Source organism: Aureimonas sp. Leaf427, assembly GCF_001425485.1.
Taxonomy (GTDB): Bacteria; Pseudomonadota; Alphaproteobacteria; order Rhizobiales; family Rhizobiaceae; genus Plantimonas.
On the sequence record NZ_LMQW01000012.1, the window covers coordinates 492,162 to 508,194 of the forward strand.

The 16,033-nt window shown below is 68.7% G+C and carries 12 protein-coding genes; 10 read left to right on the forward strand and 2 right to left on the reverse strand.

The genetic code is table 11. From position 1 onward, the window contains the following. Positions 1–233 precede the first annotated feature (233 nt). Positions 234–1,844 carry a phosphoenolpyruvate carboxykinase gene (locus ASG62_RS10525; RefSeq protein WP_056688933.1) on the reverse strand — a complete coding sequence of 537 codons (1,611 nt, stop codon included), beginning with the start codon at positions 1,842–1,844 and terminating at the stop codon, positions 234–236. A 372-nt stretch (positions 1,845–2,216) separates the two neighbouring features. On the opposite strand from ASG62_RS10525, the gene ASG62_RS10530 reads away from it, so the two are divergent. The 6 genes from ASG62_RS10530 to ASG62_RS10555 all read left to right on the forward strand — a co-directional run bounded on the left by ASG62_RS10530 (position 2,217) and on the right by ASG62_RS10555 (position 7,365). Continuing rightward, positions 2,217–2,696 carry a pyridoxamine 5'-phosphate oxidase family protein gene (locus tag ASG62_RS10530; RefSeq protein ID WP_056688935.1) on the forward strand — a complete coding sequence of 160 codons (480 nt, stop codon included), beginning with the start codon at positions 2,217–2,219 and terminating at the stop codon, positions 2,694–2,696. Between the two features lie 484 nt (positions 2,697–3,180). Further along, positions 3,181–3,879 carry a response regulator transcription factor gene (locus ASG62_RS10535; RefSeq protein ID WP_056688940.1) on the forward strand — a complete coding sequence of 233 codons (699 nt, stop codon included), beginning with the start codon at positions 3,181–3,183 and terminating at the stop codon, positions 3,877–3,879. Positions 3,880–4,038: 159 nt separating this feature from the next. Beyond that, the gene (locus ASG62_RS10540) at positions 4,039–5,859 is read left to right on the forward strand and encodes a sensor histidine kinase (RefSeq protein WP_056688943.1); all 1,821 of its coding nucleotides are present in this window, start codon (positions 4,039–4,041) and stop codon (positions 5,857–5,859) included. Then, positions 5,856–6,323 carry an HPr kinase/phosphorylase gene (locus ASG62_RS10545; protein ID WP_082536902.1) on the forward strand — a complete coding sequence of 156 codons (468 nt, stop codon included), beginning with the start codon at positions 5,856–5,858 and terminating at the stop codon, positions 6,321–6,323. Before ASG62_RS10540 ends, ASG62_RS10545 begins: the two co-directional genes overlap by 4 nt. 302 nt (positions 6,324–6,625) lie before the next feature. Then, positions 6,626–7,027 (forward strand): PTS sugar transporter subunit IIA, encoded by a 402-nt coding sequence (locus ASG62_RS10550; protein WP_056688945.1) that lies wholly within the window; start codon positions 6,626–6,628, stop codon positions 7,025–7,027. Between the two features lie 23 nt (positions 7,028–7,050). Continuing rightward, positions 7,051–7,365 carry an HPr family phosphocarrier protein gene (locus ASG62_RS10555; RefSeq protein WP_056688946.1) on the forward strand — a complete coding sequence of 105 codons (315 nt, stop codon included), beginning with the start codon at positions 7,051–7,053 and terminating at the stop codon, positions 7,363–7,365. Between the two features lie 40 nt (positions 7,366–7,405). Here the strand turns inward: ASG62_RS10555 and ASG62_RS10560 are convergent, their stop codons facing one another. Beyond that, positions 7,406–9,145, reverse strand: coding sequence for a hypothetical protein (locus ASG62_RS10560; protein WP_056688947.1), 1,740 nt, complete (start codon positions 9,143–9,145; stop codon positions 7,406–7,408). Positions 9,146–9,372: 227 nt separating this feature from the next. Here ASG62_RS10560 and ahcY point away from each other — a divergent pair, with 227 nt between their 5' ends. The 4 genes from ahcY (at position 9,373) to ASG62_RS10580 (ending at position 15,892) form a co-directional block, all read left to right on the forward strand. Further along, the gene (gene ahcY / locus ASG62_RS10565) at positions 9,373–10,773 is read left to right on the forward strand and encodes an adenosylhomocysteinase (protein WP_056688948.1); all 1,401 of its coding nucleotides are present in this window, start codon (positions 9,373–9,375) and stop codon (positions 10,771–10,773) included. Between the two features lie 357 nt (positions 10,774–11,130). Continuing rightward, on the forward strand, positions 11,131–13,542 hold the full coding sequence (locus tag ASG62_RS10570; RefSeq protein WP_056689415.1) for a PAS domain-containing sensor histidine kinase: 2,412 nt from the start codon (positions 11,131–11,133) through the stop codon (positions 13,540–13,542). Further along, the gene (tsaE, locus tag ASG62_RS10575) at positions 13,542–15,110 is read left to right on the forward strand and encodes a tRNA (adenosine(37)-N6)-threonylcarbamoyltransferase complex ATPase subunit type 1 TsaE (protein ID WP_082536903.1); all 1,569 of its coding nucleotides are present in this window, start codon (positions 13,542–13,544) and stop codon (positions 15,108–15,110) included. The genes ASG62_RS10570 and tsaE overlap by 1 nt, the downstream gene beginning before the upstream one ends. A 23-nt stretch (positions 15,111–15,133) precedes the next feature. Further along, positions 15,134–15,892: a nucleotidyltransferase family protein gene (locus ASG62_RS10580; RefSeq protein ID WP_056688951.1), complete on the forward strand. Its 759-nt coding sequence runs from the start codon at positions 15,134–15,136 to the stop codon at positions 15,890–15,892. The last annotated feature ends 141 nt before the right edge of the window (positions 15,893–16,033 follow it).

Here is a 16,033-nt window from a genome sequence, read left to right on the forward strand (position 1 = left end):
ATGCCGACGCCCTCGGTGGTCGGGAGCCTCGGCGCCGTGCGAGCAGATGCGTTTCAGACATTCGGCGGGGAAAGGCCAGGGTCGCTCGAACGGGTGCGCCCGCACCGACATGCAAAAGCCCGCGGAACCACCGGTTCCACGGGCTCTCTCCTCCCAGAGAGCCGGCCGCGCAAGGCGGCCGGGATGATGGCCAGAGAGCCAGCCGCGCGAGGCGGCCGGCAGGGTCGAGCGCCTTACTCGGCGGCGAGCGCGACGCTCGGGGCCGCCTCGATCACGGCGCTGTCGACATGGGCCTCGAACTTCTGGAAGTTGCGGCGGAACATGTCGACGAGCTTGGCGGCCTGCGCGTCGTAGGCGGCCGGGTCGGCCCAGGTGGAGCGCGGGTCGAGGATGGCGGTGTCGACGCCGGGCACCGCAACGGGAACCTCGAAGCCGAAGTTCGGATCGGTGCGGAACTCCGCCGACTTCAGCGAGCCGTCGAGAGCGGCGGCGAGCAGCGCGCGCGTCGCCTTGATGGGCATGCGGTTGCCCGTGCCGTAGGCGCCGCCGGTCCAGCCGGTGGAGACGAGCCAGCAGTCCGCCCCGTGGCCGGCGATGAGATCGCGCAGAAGGTTGCCGTACTCGGAGGGATGACGCGGCATGAAGGGCGCGCCGAAGCAGGTCGAGAAGGTCGCCTCCGGCTCGGTCACGCCCCGCTCCGTGCCGGCGACCTTGGCGGTGTAGCCGGAAAGGAAGTGGTACATGGCCTCGGCCGGCGTCAGCTTGGCGATGGGCGGCAGCACGCCGAAGGCATCCGCCGTCAGCATGATGATGTTCTTCGGATGCGGCCCGAGGCCGGTCGCGCTGGCATTCGGAATATAGTGCAGCGGATAGGCGGCGCGCGTGTTCTCGGTCAGCGACTTGTCGTCGAAATCGGGAACGCGGTTCTCGTCGAGAACGACGTTTTCCAGAACGGTGGCGAAACGGCGCGTCGTCGCGAAGATCTCCGGCTCGGCCTCGGCCGAGAGCTTGATCGTCTTGGCGTAGCAGCCGCCCTCGAAGTTGAAGATGCCGTCCGCGCCCCAGCCATGCTCGTCGTCGCCGATGAGCGTGCGGCTCGGATCGGCCGAGAGCGTCGTCTTGCCCGTGCCGGACAGGCCGAAGAAGACCGCGCTGTCGCCGGCGGGGCCGACATTGGCCGAGCAGTGCATGGGCATGACGCCCTTGGCGGGCAGAAGGAAGTTCAGGACCGTGAAGACCGACTTCTTCATCTCGCCGGCATAGGCGGTGCCGCCGATGAGCACGATCTTGCGCGTCAGGTCGACGGCGATGACCGTCTCGGAGCGGCAGCCGTACTTGGCGGGATCGGCCCGGAAGGACGGCAGGTCGATGATCGTCAGCTCGGGATCGAAGCCCTGCACGGCCTCCTTGCTCGGCCGGATCAGCAGATTGCGGATGAAGAGCGAGTGCCAGGCATATTCGGTGACGACGCGGGTGTTCAGCGCGTTCTCAGGGTCGGCGCCGCCGACGAGATCCTGCACGAAGAGGTCGCGGCCGGCAGCATGGGCCTTGAAGTCGGCATAGAGCGCCTCGAAGGCCACGGGCTCCATCGGCTGGTTGTTGTCCCACCAGACGGTGTCCTCGGTCAGCGCGTCGCGGACGACGTATTTGTCCTTCGGCGAACGGCCGGTGTGCTGGCCGGTGGTCGCGACGAGTGCGCCATGGGCCGTGAAGCGCGCCTCGCCGCGGCGGATCGCGGTCTCGGCGAGGTCCACCTCGGACAGATTCCAGCGCACGGAGGACAGACCCGACAGACCCGTCGTCTCGATGCCCTTCGAAGGATTACGCAGCCCGATCTCGTCCATGTCGCTAGTTCTCCTGATCTGCCCAGCACCGATGCTTCGTCCATACGGACAACATCGCGCCGCAGCAAGCCTCCGTTTGGAAATTGCTTAATAACAACAGGAACTTAATCGATTATATTTCTGTTGCACCCGATCTAATCGGTTCGATGGCGCAGATGATCTTTGATCATTTCGCCAGACGATTTGACGTTGTGACGTTTGATTGCCGCCACGCTGATCTTGAATTGGGCATCGTGCCTCGCGCTCTTGCCCGATCGCGCTGCAACATGGCGCGCGAGGCCGCGCGAGGGCACTTTTTCGCTCCTGCCGCATTTCTGGAATTCAGGCGCCGCACGGAAGGCGCCGCGACACGAGACATTCGAGGAGCAGGCCATGGCCGAGAACACGACCGAGAAATTCTGGGAGATGGTGGACGACTTCGGGACCTGCATGGTGGTGACGCAGGACGGTGGCAGCTTGCGCGCCCGGCCGATGGCGCCCCGCGTGTCCAAGGAGCGGCGCCAGATCCTGTTCCTGACCGACAGGAACTCCCACAAGGTCGACGAGATCGAGGCCAAGCCCGAAGTCGCGATCACCTTCTCCAAGCACGGCGAATACGTCTCCGCCTCCGGCCGCGCCTCGATCTCGACGAGCCGCGCGCTGGTAGAATCGATCTGGGACGAGGAGGCGGAAGCCTGGATGCCGCAGGGCAAGGACGATCCGTCCGTCGTCGTCCTCGTGGTCGATCCCGACGAGGCCGAGATCTGGGACGTGACCTCCAACAAGATCAAGCAGGCCTTCGAGTTCGCCAAGGCCTATCTCGGCGACAAGGACCGCCCGGACACGACGAAGCACGAGAAGATCGCGCTCTGAAGGGAGAGGTCGCCCGGCGCGGGCATTCCCGCCGAGCGATCGGAAAGAATGACGGGGGCAGAGGGCGGTGCGAGGCACCCCCCTCTGCCTGCCGGCATCTCCCCCCGCAAGGAGGGAGATCAGGCTCGTCGCAAAGGTTTTAGGCTCGTTTCGGGCGTCGGAGGTTTCGAGCGAACCGAAAAGCTGCCGATCTCCCTCCTTGCGGGGGAGATGCCCGGCAGGGCAGAGGGGGGTGTCTCCCGCCGCATGTCACGCGTCGTTCACCACCGCAAACCGTCAGTCGCCGGACTTCATCCGCCCTCTCAGGAGGCCCGCCAGAACCCGTCGAAACGCTCGCTTTTTCCTATCCATTTGGTAATTCGCACCCGACGCCACATTTTTCGCCGAATGTTGTCGCGAAAGCACAGTATGCTATGCCGTCGGTTCCCGTTCCGCGAACGGGTGGTCTTCCCGGACCGGGCGACGTGAACAGGAGAACGACGAGATGCCGACAATCGCGCTGGTGGATGACGACAGGAACATCCTGACGTCGGTCTCGATCGCGCTCGAGAACGAAGGCTATCGCGTCGAAACCTACACGGACGGCGCCTCGGCGCTGGAAGGCCTGTCGAACCGTCCGCCGCATCTGGCGATCTTCGACATCAAGATGCCCCGCATGGACGGGATGGAGCTTCTCCGGCGCCTGCGCCAGAAGTCGGACCTGCCGGTCATCTTCCTCACCTCCAAGGACGAGGAGATCGACGAGCTCTTCGGCCTGAAGATGGGCGCCGACGACTATATCCGCAAACCCTTCTCCCAGCGCCTTCTCGTCGAGCGCGTGCGCGCGATCCTGCGGCGCGGCGGGACGCAGACCGGCGTCAAGGTGGGCCCGAGCCCCGAATCCTCGCTGGAGCGCGGGCAGCTCGTGATGGACCAGGAGCGCCACACCTGCACCTGGATGGGCCAGCCGGTGACGCTTACCGTCACCGAATTCCTGATCCTCCATTCGCTCGCCCAGCGGCCCGGCGTCGTGAAGAGCCGCGACGCGCTGATGGATGCGGCCTATGACGAGCAGGTCTATGTCGACGACCGGACGATCGACAGCCACATCAAGCGGCTGCGCAAGAAGTTCAAGGCGATCGACGACGACTTCGACATGATCGAGACGCTCTACGGCGTGGGCTACCGCTTCCGCGAGATCTGACGCCGCAAAGCCCGGAGCGACGCGCGTGCCGAGACGGCACGATGGCGCTCTCTTTCTTCAAGACTGGAGCATAGCCCCACGGCCGGTTTCGCCCGCCGGGTGGCGAGACCCTCCAGCACGACGGGCGCCGGCCTGCGGCGCTCCAGACGGATGTGCCCGATGACCGCAACCGGCGAGGCCGAACAGAGGCGCGACCCCGCTGCCGAGCGCCGGCGGCGGATGGGCGCGATCGGCCGCGCGCGCCTGCGCCGCCTGCCCTTCGTGCGCCGCTCGCTCCAGCGGCTGCGCTGGCTGCTCGGCCATTCCATCTTCTCCTCGCTGACGCGGCGCATCGTCTTCCTCAACCTCGTCGCGCTGATCGTCCTCGTCTCGGGCATTCTCTATCTCAACCAGTTCCGCGCCGGGCTGATCGACGCGCGCGTCGAAAGCCTTCTGACGCAGGGCGAGATCATCGCCGGCGCCATCGCGTCCTCCGCGACGGTGGAGACCAATTCGATCACGCTCGATCCCGAGCGGCTGCTCGAGCTCCAGGCCGGCGACACGCTGCAGCCGGGTTCCGACGCCTCCGAAAGCCTCGACTTTCCGATCAATCCCGAGCGCGTGGCGCCGCTGCTGCGCCGCCTGATCTCGCCGACGCGCACGCGCGCGCGGCTCTACGACCGCGACGCCAATCTCATCCTCGATTCGCGCCATCTCTATTCGCGCGGCCAGATCCTGCGCTACGACCTGCCGCCGCTGGCCGACGAGGAGGTGGGCGTCGTCGAGGGGGCGCTCGGCTGGGTGCAGCATCTCTTCCAGCGCTCGGACCTGCCGATCTACGCGGAGACGCCGGGCGGCTCCGGCACGACCTATCCGGAGGTGATGAACGCGCTGACCGGCGGCCCGGCGACCGTCGTGCGCGTCACCGACAAGGGCGAGCTGATCGTCTCCGTCGCCGTGCCGATCCAGCGCTTCCGGGCCGTGCTCGGCGTTCTCCTCCTGTCCACGCAGGGCGGCGACATCGACAAGATCGTGCAAGCCGAGCGCATGGCGATCGTGCGCGTCTTCGCGGTCGCCGCGCTCGTCACCATCGTCCTCTCCATCCTCCTCGCCTCGACGATCGCCACGCCCCTGCGCCGTCTCTCGGCCGCGGCGATCCGGGTGAAGCGAGGCGTGAAGTCGCGCGAGGAGATCCCCGATTTCGGCGACCGGGCGGACGAGGTGGGCAATCTCGCGACCGCGCTGCGCGACATGACGAACGCGCTCTACAAGCGCATGGACGCGATCGAGAGCTTCGCCGCCGATGTCAGCCACGAGTTGAAGAACCCCCTCACCTCGCTGCGCTCCGCCGTCGAGACGCTGCCTTTGGCGCGCAACGAGGATTCTAAGGCCCGGCTTCTCGCCGTCATCGAACACGACGTGCGCCGGCTCGACCGCCTCATCACCGACATTTCCGACGCCTCGCGCCTCGATGCGGAGCTTGCCCGCGAGGTGACGGACCGGGTCGACCTGGCGGGGCTCCTGGAATCGGTCGTGGACGGCGCGCGCGCCCACACCAAGGAGGGCTGGGACACCGACATCCGGCTCGACGTGGAGCCCGCCGCGCCGACGCTCGGCGCCAAGCCCCATCGCGTCGCCGGCCACGACCTGCGCCTCAGCCAAGTCTTCACCAACCTCATCGACAATGCCCGCTCCTTCGTGCCGATGACCGGCGGACGCATCCGCGTGACGCTCGGCCGCAAGGGGTCGCGGGTCGTCGTCACCGTCACCGACAACGGGCCGGGCATCCAGGCCGAGAACATCCAGCGCATCTTCGAGCGCTTCTACACCGACCGCCCCTCGGCGGAGGCCTTCGGCCAGAATTCAGGCCTCGGCCTCTCCATCTCGCGCCAGATCGTCGAGGCGCATGGCGGCACGCTGGAGGCCGAGAACATCGTCGACCCGGAGGCGCCGGGCGGGCTCGCCGGCGCGCGCTTCACCGTTTCCCTGCCGGCCGAATGAGCGGGCGGCCTGTCAACGTGCATGCGACGGCCATCCGCCTCGGCGCGCTCGGCATCCTCATTCGCGGCCCCGCGCGCAGCGGCAAGTCCTCGCTAGCGCTGGCCGCGCTCCGGCGGGCGGAGGCGGCGGGGCTTGCGGCCGCGCTCGTCGCGGACGATCAGGTCTTCCTCGAAAGCGACGGAGGAAGCCTCGTCGCCCTCGCGCCGGCCGCGACGCGCGGCCTCATCGAGGTCTCGGGCGTCGGCATCCTGAAAGAGGCCTTCGTCGAGCGGGCGGCCATCGGGCTCGTCGTCGATCTTCTGGAGCCCGGCGCGGTCGAACGGCTGCCGGAGCGGGCGACCATCCCGGTCGAGGGCGTCGAGACGGCCCGGATCCAGCTTGAGCGGCGCGAGGCAAGCCTCGGGGCAGACATCCTCGTCAGTCTTGCGAAACGATCGGGAAACACCGATCTTAACCAATTCTAAAGGACGGGCTTCCCTTGCCGCCGGCCCGGTGGCAGTCTCAGCCGCCATGGACGGGGCACCGATCGGCCTCCGGGGCGCGGGGAGACCGCTGCCCGGTGTCTGGCCGACCTCATGCCGATGCTCCCGTCCTCGGCCTGAGATCTGCGGCTCCTGCCTGTCGCATCCAACGGAGCGCATGGATTGACGCGAGTGACTTGTTGCGCCGGGGGCGCCGACGTGACCGCCCTTCGTGGCGGCCCGGTGCCGTTGCGCCCTGAAATTTCGGCGCCCGCGGGGCGGACCCGATGCGGAGCGCGCGTCGCATGATCGGACTGGTGCTCGTCACCCATGGACGTCTGGCGCACGAGTTCCGTCTCGCCGTCGAGCATGTGGTCGGCCCGCAGGATGCCTTCGAGACCATCTCGATCGGCCCCGAGGACGATATGGAACAGCGGCGGACCGACATCGTCGAGGCGGTGGCCCGGGCCGATCGCGGCGCCGGCGTCATCATCGTCACCGACATGTTCGGGGGAACGCCGTCTAACCTGGCCATCTCGGTCATGGACGGGGTTCGGATCGACGTGCTCGCGGGCATGAACCTGCCCATGCTGATCAAGCTGGCGAGCGTGCGCCAGGATCGCGACATCGGCGAGGCCCTGCGCTGTGCGCAGGAGGCCGGCCGGAAATACATCAACGTCGCCAGCCGCATCCTCAGCGGCAAATGACGTCCAGAGCCGAAGACACAGAGATGACCGATGACGGCCAGGATTCATCGCCGACGCCAGAGGATGGCGCGCTTCGGCGCACGCTGCCCATCGTCAACCGGCGCGGCCTCCATGCGCGGGCGTCGGCCCGCTTCGTGCAGCTCGCCGAGACCTTTGAGGCTGAGATCACGGTCAGCCGCGACGGTCTGTCCGTCGGCGGCCAGTCGATCATGGGCCTGATGATGCTCGCCGCCGGCATCGGCTCCTCCATCGACGTCTCCGTCGCCGGCCCGCAGGCCGCCGAGGCCCTGGAAGCCATCACCCTCCTCGTCGCCGACCGCTTCGGCGAAGAGGCCTGACGCACACCGTTTTCCGACTCCTCGGCGATCCCGCTGCGCGCTACGGCGTCCCGGCCGGCGCGGCGGGCGCCGTGGCCGAGGACAGGACGAGGCGCCAGAGGGCGTCGGCCTTGGCCTTGGCGATGTCGATCGGGAAGAGGACGCGCTCCTCGCCGTTGCCGGTGCGCAGCTGGTCGCGGAGCGTGGCGGCGATGCGGTCGCCGCCGGCGGCCGCGACATCGGCGAGCGCATAGGCTTCGGTGAGATTGCGCGGCACGCGGTCGCCTTCGTAATGGTCGAAGGCCGCCTTGCGCACCGTGATCCAGTCGCGCCCCTTCAGGGCGGCGTCGAGCCGTTCGGCCGCGGCCTGGCCGGCATCGCTGCGCGCCCACTGGCTCTGCGCCTTGTCCTCGCCGGCCGCGAGCGTCTCGGCGGGCAGGCGGTCGGCGAAGACCTTCAGCACCCGTTCCGGCACGTCGACGCCGCGCGCCTTGGCGAGAAGAATCAGCGCATAGGGATCGGTCGCGTCCTTCAGGCCGATCGCCGCGTCGGGATCGAGGACGATGCCGCGCACCGCGACGTCCACCGCCGCCTGATCGCCGAGCAGCGCGTCGCCGAGCGCCAGCCGCACGCCGGCCTTGATGTCCTGCGGCACGCCGAGGCCCTCGACCAGACGGCGCGACATGGGCACGCCGTCGCCGGGCGCCGCCGGGGCGGCGGGATCGACCAGGAGGGGCGCATCCACCGGCCGGCGGGAGACGGTCGGATCGAGGCTCTCGATGAGGGCCGCCGTGACGGGGCCCTTCTGAAGCTCGGCGAGCGGGACCGGCGTCTTCGGGCGCAGCACGATCTCCAGATGCCGGGGATCGGCGAGGAAGGCCTGCAGCTCGCTCGACCAGCCGGCGGCGCGGCGCTGAAGCTCGGGGCTCGCGCCGCCCGGCAGGTCCTGGAAGAGGCTGGCGACGACGGGCCCGATCCCCGCCGCCGCAAGGCCCTGGATCTCCTGCCGGGACAGGTTCTCTGCCTCCTTGGCGAAAGCGAAGGCGGCCTCGGCGAGACCGGCATCGTCGAAGGCGATGGTCGCGCCCTGCAGGCGGCCGACGAGCGTCGGCCCTTCGGCAGGGGGGCTTTCCGAGGAAGGATCGCCGGCCAGCGCATCCGTGTCGCCGTCGCCGTCGATATCGGTGCCCGCCGCACTCAGCGGCATCAGGACATGGAACCCCTCGATGGCGGCGGAGAAGCGCAGCCGGCCGATGCGTTCGAGATCGGCCGTCACCTCGATCGCCGAGCTCGCCGACGGCGCGTCCTGGTCGATGGAGAGGGTGATGTCGCCCTCCACGATCTCCGAGCCGAGCCGCTTCAGGGCGTCGCGCAGCTCCGGCTCGAGGGTGAGCTCGCGCGTGTCCACCTTCAGGCCCTGGTAGACCGAGGTCGTCGCCCCCACCCGCATGCGCTCGACGGAGGCCGAGAAGGCGCCGCGCGAGAGGTGGAGATCGCGCACGACGAAGGTCCGCGTCAGGGCGTCGTAGCTGCGGTCCTTGTAGGTGAGGACGACGACGCCCCGCGCCAGCATGACGCCGAGATCGAAGATCACGGGGCTGTAGGGCAGGAGAAGCCGCGCGACGCCGCCTTCGAAGGAGGCGCTGGAGAGAAGCGGCGCGAAGGGGTTGAGGGCCGGAAGGTCGTCCGCGCGAGCGGGCGCCGCGCCGAGAAGGAGGCTGAGGCCGAGCAGCGCGGCGACGCCGCGGCGCGGGGATCTTCGCGCGCGCCGCAGGGAGACGTTTGGTCGATCGATCGGCATGCCCGGCCTTTCTCAAGCTGTCATGCCGCCGTGATAGCCGATCTCGACAAGAGGCGGAACGCAACGGGCGGAAAGATGCGGGCAACCATCATATAAAGGAATGCTTATATCCGCTTGTCTCGATATGGCGCCCCTGATAGAGAGTGGCGCGAGATAGGGGGACGACGGCGCGGCGCGCCGCCCGCTGGCGTCCTCGACGATCACCAATCGACCGGAAGGAAGACACGATGGCCCTCACGCTGGACAGCGTCATCAAGGATCCCGAACTCGCCGCCTGGGGCCGCAAGGAGATCGAGATCGCCGAAACCGAAATGCCGGGCCTCATGGCCTGCCGCGAGGAGTTCGGCACGGACAAGCCGCTGACCGGCGCGCGCATCACCGGCTCGCTCCACATGACGATCCAGACCGCCGTCCTCATCGAGACGCTGCAGGCGCTGGGCGCCAAGGTGCGCTGGGCCTCCTGCAACATCTTCTCGACGCAGGACCATGCCGCCGCCGCCATCGCGGCCACCGGCACGCCGGTCTTCGCCGTGAAGGGCGAGAGCCTCACCGAGTACTGGGACTACACCGACCGCATCTTCCAGTGGCAGGACGGCCAGCCCTCCAACATGATCCTCGACGATGGCGGCGACGCCACGATGTACATCCTGACCGGCGCGCGCGCCGAGGCCGGCGAGGACGTCCTGTCCAACCCCGGCAACGAGGAGGAGGAGATCTTCGTCGCGCAGATCAAGAAGCGTCTGGCCGCGACGCCCGGCTTCTTCACCAAGCAGCGCGACGCCATCAAGGGCGTGACGGAAGAGACCACGACCGGCGTCAACCGCCTCTACCAGCTGCAGAAGAAGGGCCTCCTCCCCTTCCCCGCGATCAACGTCAACGACAGCGTCACCAAGTCGAAGTTCGACAACAAGTACGGCTGCAAGGAATCGCTGGTCGACGGCATCCGCCGCGGCACCGACGTGATGATGGCCGGCAAGGTCGCCGTCGTCTGCGGCTACGGCGACGTCGGCAAGGGCTCGGCCGCCTCGCTCCAGGGCGCGGGCGCCCGCGTCAAGGTGACGGAGGTCGATCCGATCTGCGCGCTGCAGGCCGCCATGGACGGCTACGAGGTCGTCCTCCTCGAGGAGGCCGCGCCGACCGCCGACATCATCATCACCACGACCGGCAACAAGGACGTCGTCACGATCGAGACCATGCGTCTCATGAAGGACATGGCGATCCTCGGCAATATCGGCCATTTCGACAACGAGATCGACGTGGCGGCGCTCCGCAATCTCAAGTGGACCAACATCAAGCCGCAGGTCGACATGATCGGCTTCCCCGACGGCAAGCGCATCCTGCTCCTCTCGGAAGGCCGCCTGCTCAACCTCGGCAATGCGACGGGCCATCCGTCCTTCGTGATGTCGGCCTCCTTCACCAACCAGACGCTGGCCCAGATCGAGCTCTTCACCAAGGGCGAGAAGTACGGGAAGGAAGTCTACGTCCTGCCCAAGCACCTCGACGAGAAGGTCGCGCGCCTGCATCTGGCCAAGCTCGGCGCCAAGCTCTCCGAGCTCTCGTCCGAGCAGGCCGCCTATATCGGCGTGTCGCAGCAGGGCCCGTTCAAGGCCGAGCACTACCGCTACTGATCGTAGAAGCCCTTCGCCGGCGGCCCGTCCATCGGGGCCGCGGGCACCTCGTTTCCTTGCGGAAGGCCGCCGGCTCCCCAGCCGGCGGCCTTCTTGCATTCCTGCCACAGGCTGGAGCGTGGCTTGCGACGGAGCGTGTCTGCGCTTTCCGATCGTCGGGCCTTTGAGTTAACTTGTCCGAATCGCGATCGCCGCCCTGGGGACGGGCCGGCTTCGATGCGTTGCAGGGCGTTTCTCGATCAGCGGCAGAAACGAACGAGGGCCGGTTCAGTGTGGATTTTCGAGAAGCGGGCCTATCCGGCGCCGCAGAGATTCGGCTGGGCGGCGGTTGCCTTCCTTCTGCCGGCAGGTCCCGCCATGGCGGCGGAAATCGAGGAACGTCTCGGCATCCAGCCCAACGAGGTCCTGTATCTGGCGCTGTTCGCCATCGCTATCGGCGCGGCCATGCTCGCCGCCGTCTGGCTGGTGCGCGAGCGGGCGCTCGTCGCGGAGGAGAACGAGCGGCTGAAGGCGGAGCTCGCCGACGCGCGCAACGATGCCGAGCGCCGCGCCACGCTTCTGTCGCAGGACGACCAGCGGCTCCTGGTCTATGCCGGCCACGGCCAGCCCGAGGTCCTCGGCACGCTGCCGACCGCCACCGGCGCGCCCGCCGACGAGCGCCGCTTCCTCGCCTATTCCGACTGGCTGCCGCGCGAGGCCGCCGAGGCGCTGGAAGGCGCCGTGGAGCGCCTTCGCGGTGTCGCCGAGCCCTTCCGCCTCTCCATCGACCAGCTGAACGGCCAGCCCTTCGAGGCGGTCGGCCGCACCCACGGGGCGCTGGCCATCGTGCGCTTCTCGCCGCTGTCCGGCCTTCGCGAGGAGCTCGCCCGCCTTCGCGCCGACCATTTGCGCGCCCGCGCCATGATCGACACGATGCAGAGCCTTTGCGACGCCATGTCCATGCCCGTCTGGCTGCGCGACCGCGAGCGCCGCCTCGTCTGGATGAACCGCGCCTATTGCGCGGCCGTCGACGCGCCCGACGCGGAGAAGGCGACCGAAGCGCAGGTGGAGTTCCTGCAGGAGCAGGACCGCGCCGCCATCGCCCATTGCCTGACCGAGGGCACGACCTATCGCGAGCGGCTGACGACGGTCGTCGATGCCGACCGGCGCAATTTCAGCGTCATCGAGGCGCCCGGCCCCTTCGGCTCGGCCGGCGTCGCGGTGGACGTCTCGGAGGCTGAGGCCGTGCGGCGCGAGCTGTCGCAGACCGTGCGCAGCCATTCCGAAACGCTGGACCACCTGACGACGGCCGTCGCGCGCTTCGACGAGAAGACGCAGCTGACCTATCACAACGCCGCCTTCGCCAAGCTCTTCGACCTCTCCGCCGCCTATCTCGACAAGGCCCCGGACCACGTTTCCATTCTCGACCAGCTGCGCTCGCGCGGCGTCCTGCCGGAGGATCGCCCGCTTCGCGACCTCAAGGCCGAGATCCTCGCCGCCTATCGCGCGACCGAGCCGACCGACGCGCTCTGGCATCTGGCGGACGGGCGCACGCTGCGCGTCTTCGCCAGCCCCCAGCCGACCGGCGGCACGACCTGGATCTACGAGGACCTCACCGAGAAGCTCGCGCTGGAAAGCCGGCTGAACGCGCTGGTCCGCCTCCAGGGCGAGACGCTCGACTATCTGCAGGAGGCCGTCGCCGTGTTCGGCCAGGACGGGCGCCTGCGCCTCTCCAACCCGGCCTTCTCCGAAATGTGGGGCCTTGCGGGCGAGTTCCTGGCGGGCAAGCCGCACATCAAGTCGCTGAAGGCGGCGGCCTCGATCGGCATCGCCGCAGAACAGGGCGGCGCCGAGGGCGCGCTGCCGATCGACTGGACGACCTTCGGCCGCGCCGTCACCGCCTTCGAGGAGGGCGCCCGCGAGGCGACCGGCGGCGAGGTCGTGCTCGCCGACGGCACGATCCACCGCTACGGCATCGTGCCCCTGCCGAACGGGCAGACCATGCTGACCTTCTCCGACGTCTCCGACGCGCGCCGGGCCGAGCAGATGCTCGTCCAGCGCAACGAGGCGCTGGAAATGGCCGACCGGATCAAGACCGACTTCGTCCAGCACGTGAACTACGAGCTGCGCTCGCCGCTGACCAACATCATCGGCTTCTCCGCGCTGCTGCGCTCGCCCGAGACCGGACCGCTCACCGAGCGCCAGAGCGAGTATCTCGACTACATCGCGACCTCGACCTCCGCGCTGATGACGATCGTCAACGACATTCTCGATCTCGCCACGATCGATGCCGGGATCATGGAGCTGGAACTTTCCGACGTGGACATCGCCGCGACCACCGAGCACGCGACCGACGCCATCCGCGACCGGCTGCGCGAGCACGAGATCGGCCTGAAGGTCGACATCGCCGGGGCCGGATCGACCTTCCGGGCCGACGAGCACCGCGTCATGCAAGTTCTCTTCAACCTTCTCTCCAACGCCGCCAACTTCGCCCCTTCGGGCTCCGTCGTCACGCTCTCGGCGACGCGCGAGAAGGGCGCCGTCGCCTTCCGCGTGCGCGACGAGGGGCCGGGCATCGCGCCGGACCAGGTGACGAAGATCTTCGAGCGCTTCGAGTCCAATCCGGTCGGCGGGCGCCATTCCGGCGCCGGGCTCGGCCTCTCCATCGTCAAGAGCTTCGTCGAGCTGCATCGCGGCACGGTCGAGGTCCAGTCCGGCCCCGAGGGCGGCACGACCATCGTCTGCCGCTTCCCCGCCGAGCCCGTCGCCCACCGCGAGGCCGCCGAATAATGACCATTTCCGCAGCGGTCCCGGCCGAGGCCGCCGCCCTTCCCGCCGCGCCCGGCACCGTGCCCGACACCGCGCCAGACACCGCGCCAGACACCGGAACGATCCTGATCGAGCTGCCCGACGAGGCTGCGAGCCGGCGGTTCGGCGAGGATCTCGTCCTCGCCTGCCGGGCCGGCGACGTCGTGGCCCTGTCGGGGGACCTCGGCGCCGGCAAGTCCACGCTGGCGCGCGCCATGGTGCGCACCCACGCCGGCGATCCCGGCCTCGACGTGCCCTCGCCGACCTTCACGCTCGTCCAGGCCTACGAGACCGAGCCGCCGATCGCCCATTTCGACCTCTATCGCCTCGGCGAGGATGCCGCGCTCGACGAGCTCGGCTTCGACGAGGCGGCCGAGGAGGGCATCGTCCTCTGCGAATGGCCGGAGCGCTCGCCCGAGGTCCTGGCGCGCGCCGCGCTCCATGTCCGCCTCGACATGGCGGGCGAGGGCCGCATCGCCGCCGTCTCCGGCGAGCCCGCCGCCATGGCGCGTCTTCAGCGCAGCCGGGCGGTGCGCGCCTTTCTCGACCGGTCGGGTCTCTCGCCCACCGATCGCCGCCGCTTCTTCGGCGACGCCTCGCCCCGTCGCTACGAGACCGTGCGGATCGCCGACCGCCCCGCCATCCTCATGGACGCGCCCCGCATCGAGAGCGGCCTCGCCTATCGCCGCATCGCCCACATCGCCGACGACGTGACGCCCTTCGTGGCCCTCGCCCATCTCCTGCGGGCGAAGGGTTTTGTCGCGCCCGACATCCTCTTCTCCGATCTCGACGCCGGACTTCTCCTGATCGAACATCTGGGCGAGGACACGATTCTCGACGGAGCCGGCCGCCCGATCCCCGAACGCTACGAGGCCGCCGCCCTGACGCTCGCCGCCCTGCATGGCGAGAGCTTCGCGGACGAGGTTCCCGTGGAGCTTGGCCTGACCCACACGATTCCGACCTTCGATCGCGGCGCGATGAGCGCGGAGGTCGAGCTTCTCCTCGAATGGTACGTGCCGCGATTCAAGGGCCGGCCGGCGGAACCGGAGGAGCGCGACGACTTCGTCGCCGTCTGGCGCGATCTCTTCGACCGCCTGCGGGCCGCGGAGGAAAGCCTCGTCCTGCGCGACGTCCATTCGCCCAACATCATCTGGCGCGGGGACCGGTCGGGCACCGACCGGATCGGCCTTCTCGACTTCCAGGACGCGATGATCGGCCCGGCCGCCTACGATCTCGCCTCGCTCGCGCAGGACGCCCGCGTCGACATCGCGCCCGAGCTGGAAATGCGGCTCGTCGCGGCCTATGCGGCCGCCCGGCGCGAGCGCGGCGCCTTCGACGCCTTCGCCTTCGAGGAGGCCTATGCGATCATGGCAGCGCAGCGGACGTCGAAAATTCTCGGACTTTTCGTCCGTCTCGACCAGCGCGACGGGAAACCGCAATATCTGCGTCACATCCCGCGGCTTAAGACCTATCTGAAGAGAACGCTCGCCCACCCCGCGCTCGCCGCCCTTAGCGAGCTCTACGCCCGATGGGGGCTTCTCGCCCCCTGACGAACGGACATCGAAAGACCCTCATGGACCGCACCGGACCGCGCCGCACCCGCTTCAAGCCGAGCCACGCGATCATGCTCGCCGCGGGCCTCGGCAAGCGCATGCGGCCGATCACCTCGACCATGCCCAAGCCCCTCGTGGAGGTGCGCGGCAAGGCGCTGATCGACTACGGCCTCGACGCCCTCGCCCGCAACGGCGTCGCCTCCGTCGTCGTCAACGTGCACTATCTCGCCGATCTCATGAAAGCGCACTTGCGCAAGCGCAAGGACATGGAGATCCTCGTCTCCGACGAGCGCGACCAGCTTCTGGATTCCGGCGGCGGTGTCGTGAAGGCGCTGCCGCTCCTCGGCAAGGAACCCTTCTACCTGCTCAATGCCGACACGTTCTGGATCGACGGCTATCGCGACAATCTCGACCTCATGGCCGATCTCTGGAAGCCCGAGGCGATGGACATGCTCCTCCTCATCGCCGACATGCGCCAGGCCACCGGCTACGAGGGCTGCGGCGACTTCGTCATGGACGTGGAAGGCCGCCTGTCGCGCGTCGGCGAGCGCGACATGAGCCCCTTCATCTATGCCGGCGCCCTCATCGTGAAGCCCGAGCTCTTCGAGGGCATGAAGGCCGAGCCCTTCTCCCTCAACCGCCTCTTCGACGCCTCCATCGAAGCCGGCCGCCTCTTCGGCGTGCGCCTCGACGGCCTCTGGCTGACCGTCGGCACCCCCGGCGCCATCGGCGAAGCCGAAGCCGCCTTCAAGGCCAGCGCCAGCGCCAGCGCGGCCTGAGGCGGGCGAAAGAGGCGGGGCTGCCGCCCCGAACCCTGCCCGGGAGGGAACTCCCGGACCCTCCTTCTTTTTCAATCAGCGGGAAGGGCCACGGGCCCCTCCCGCTGATTGAAAAGCGGGTTCCAAGGGGCTCGCTCCTTG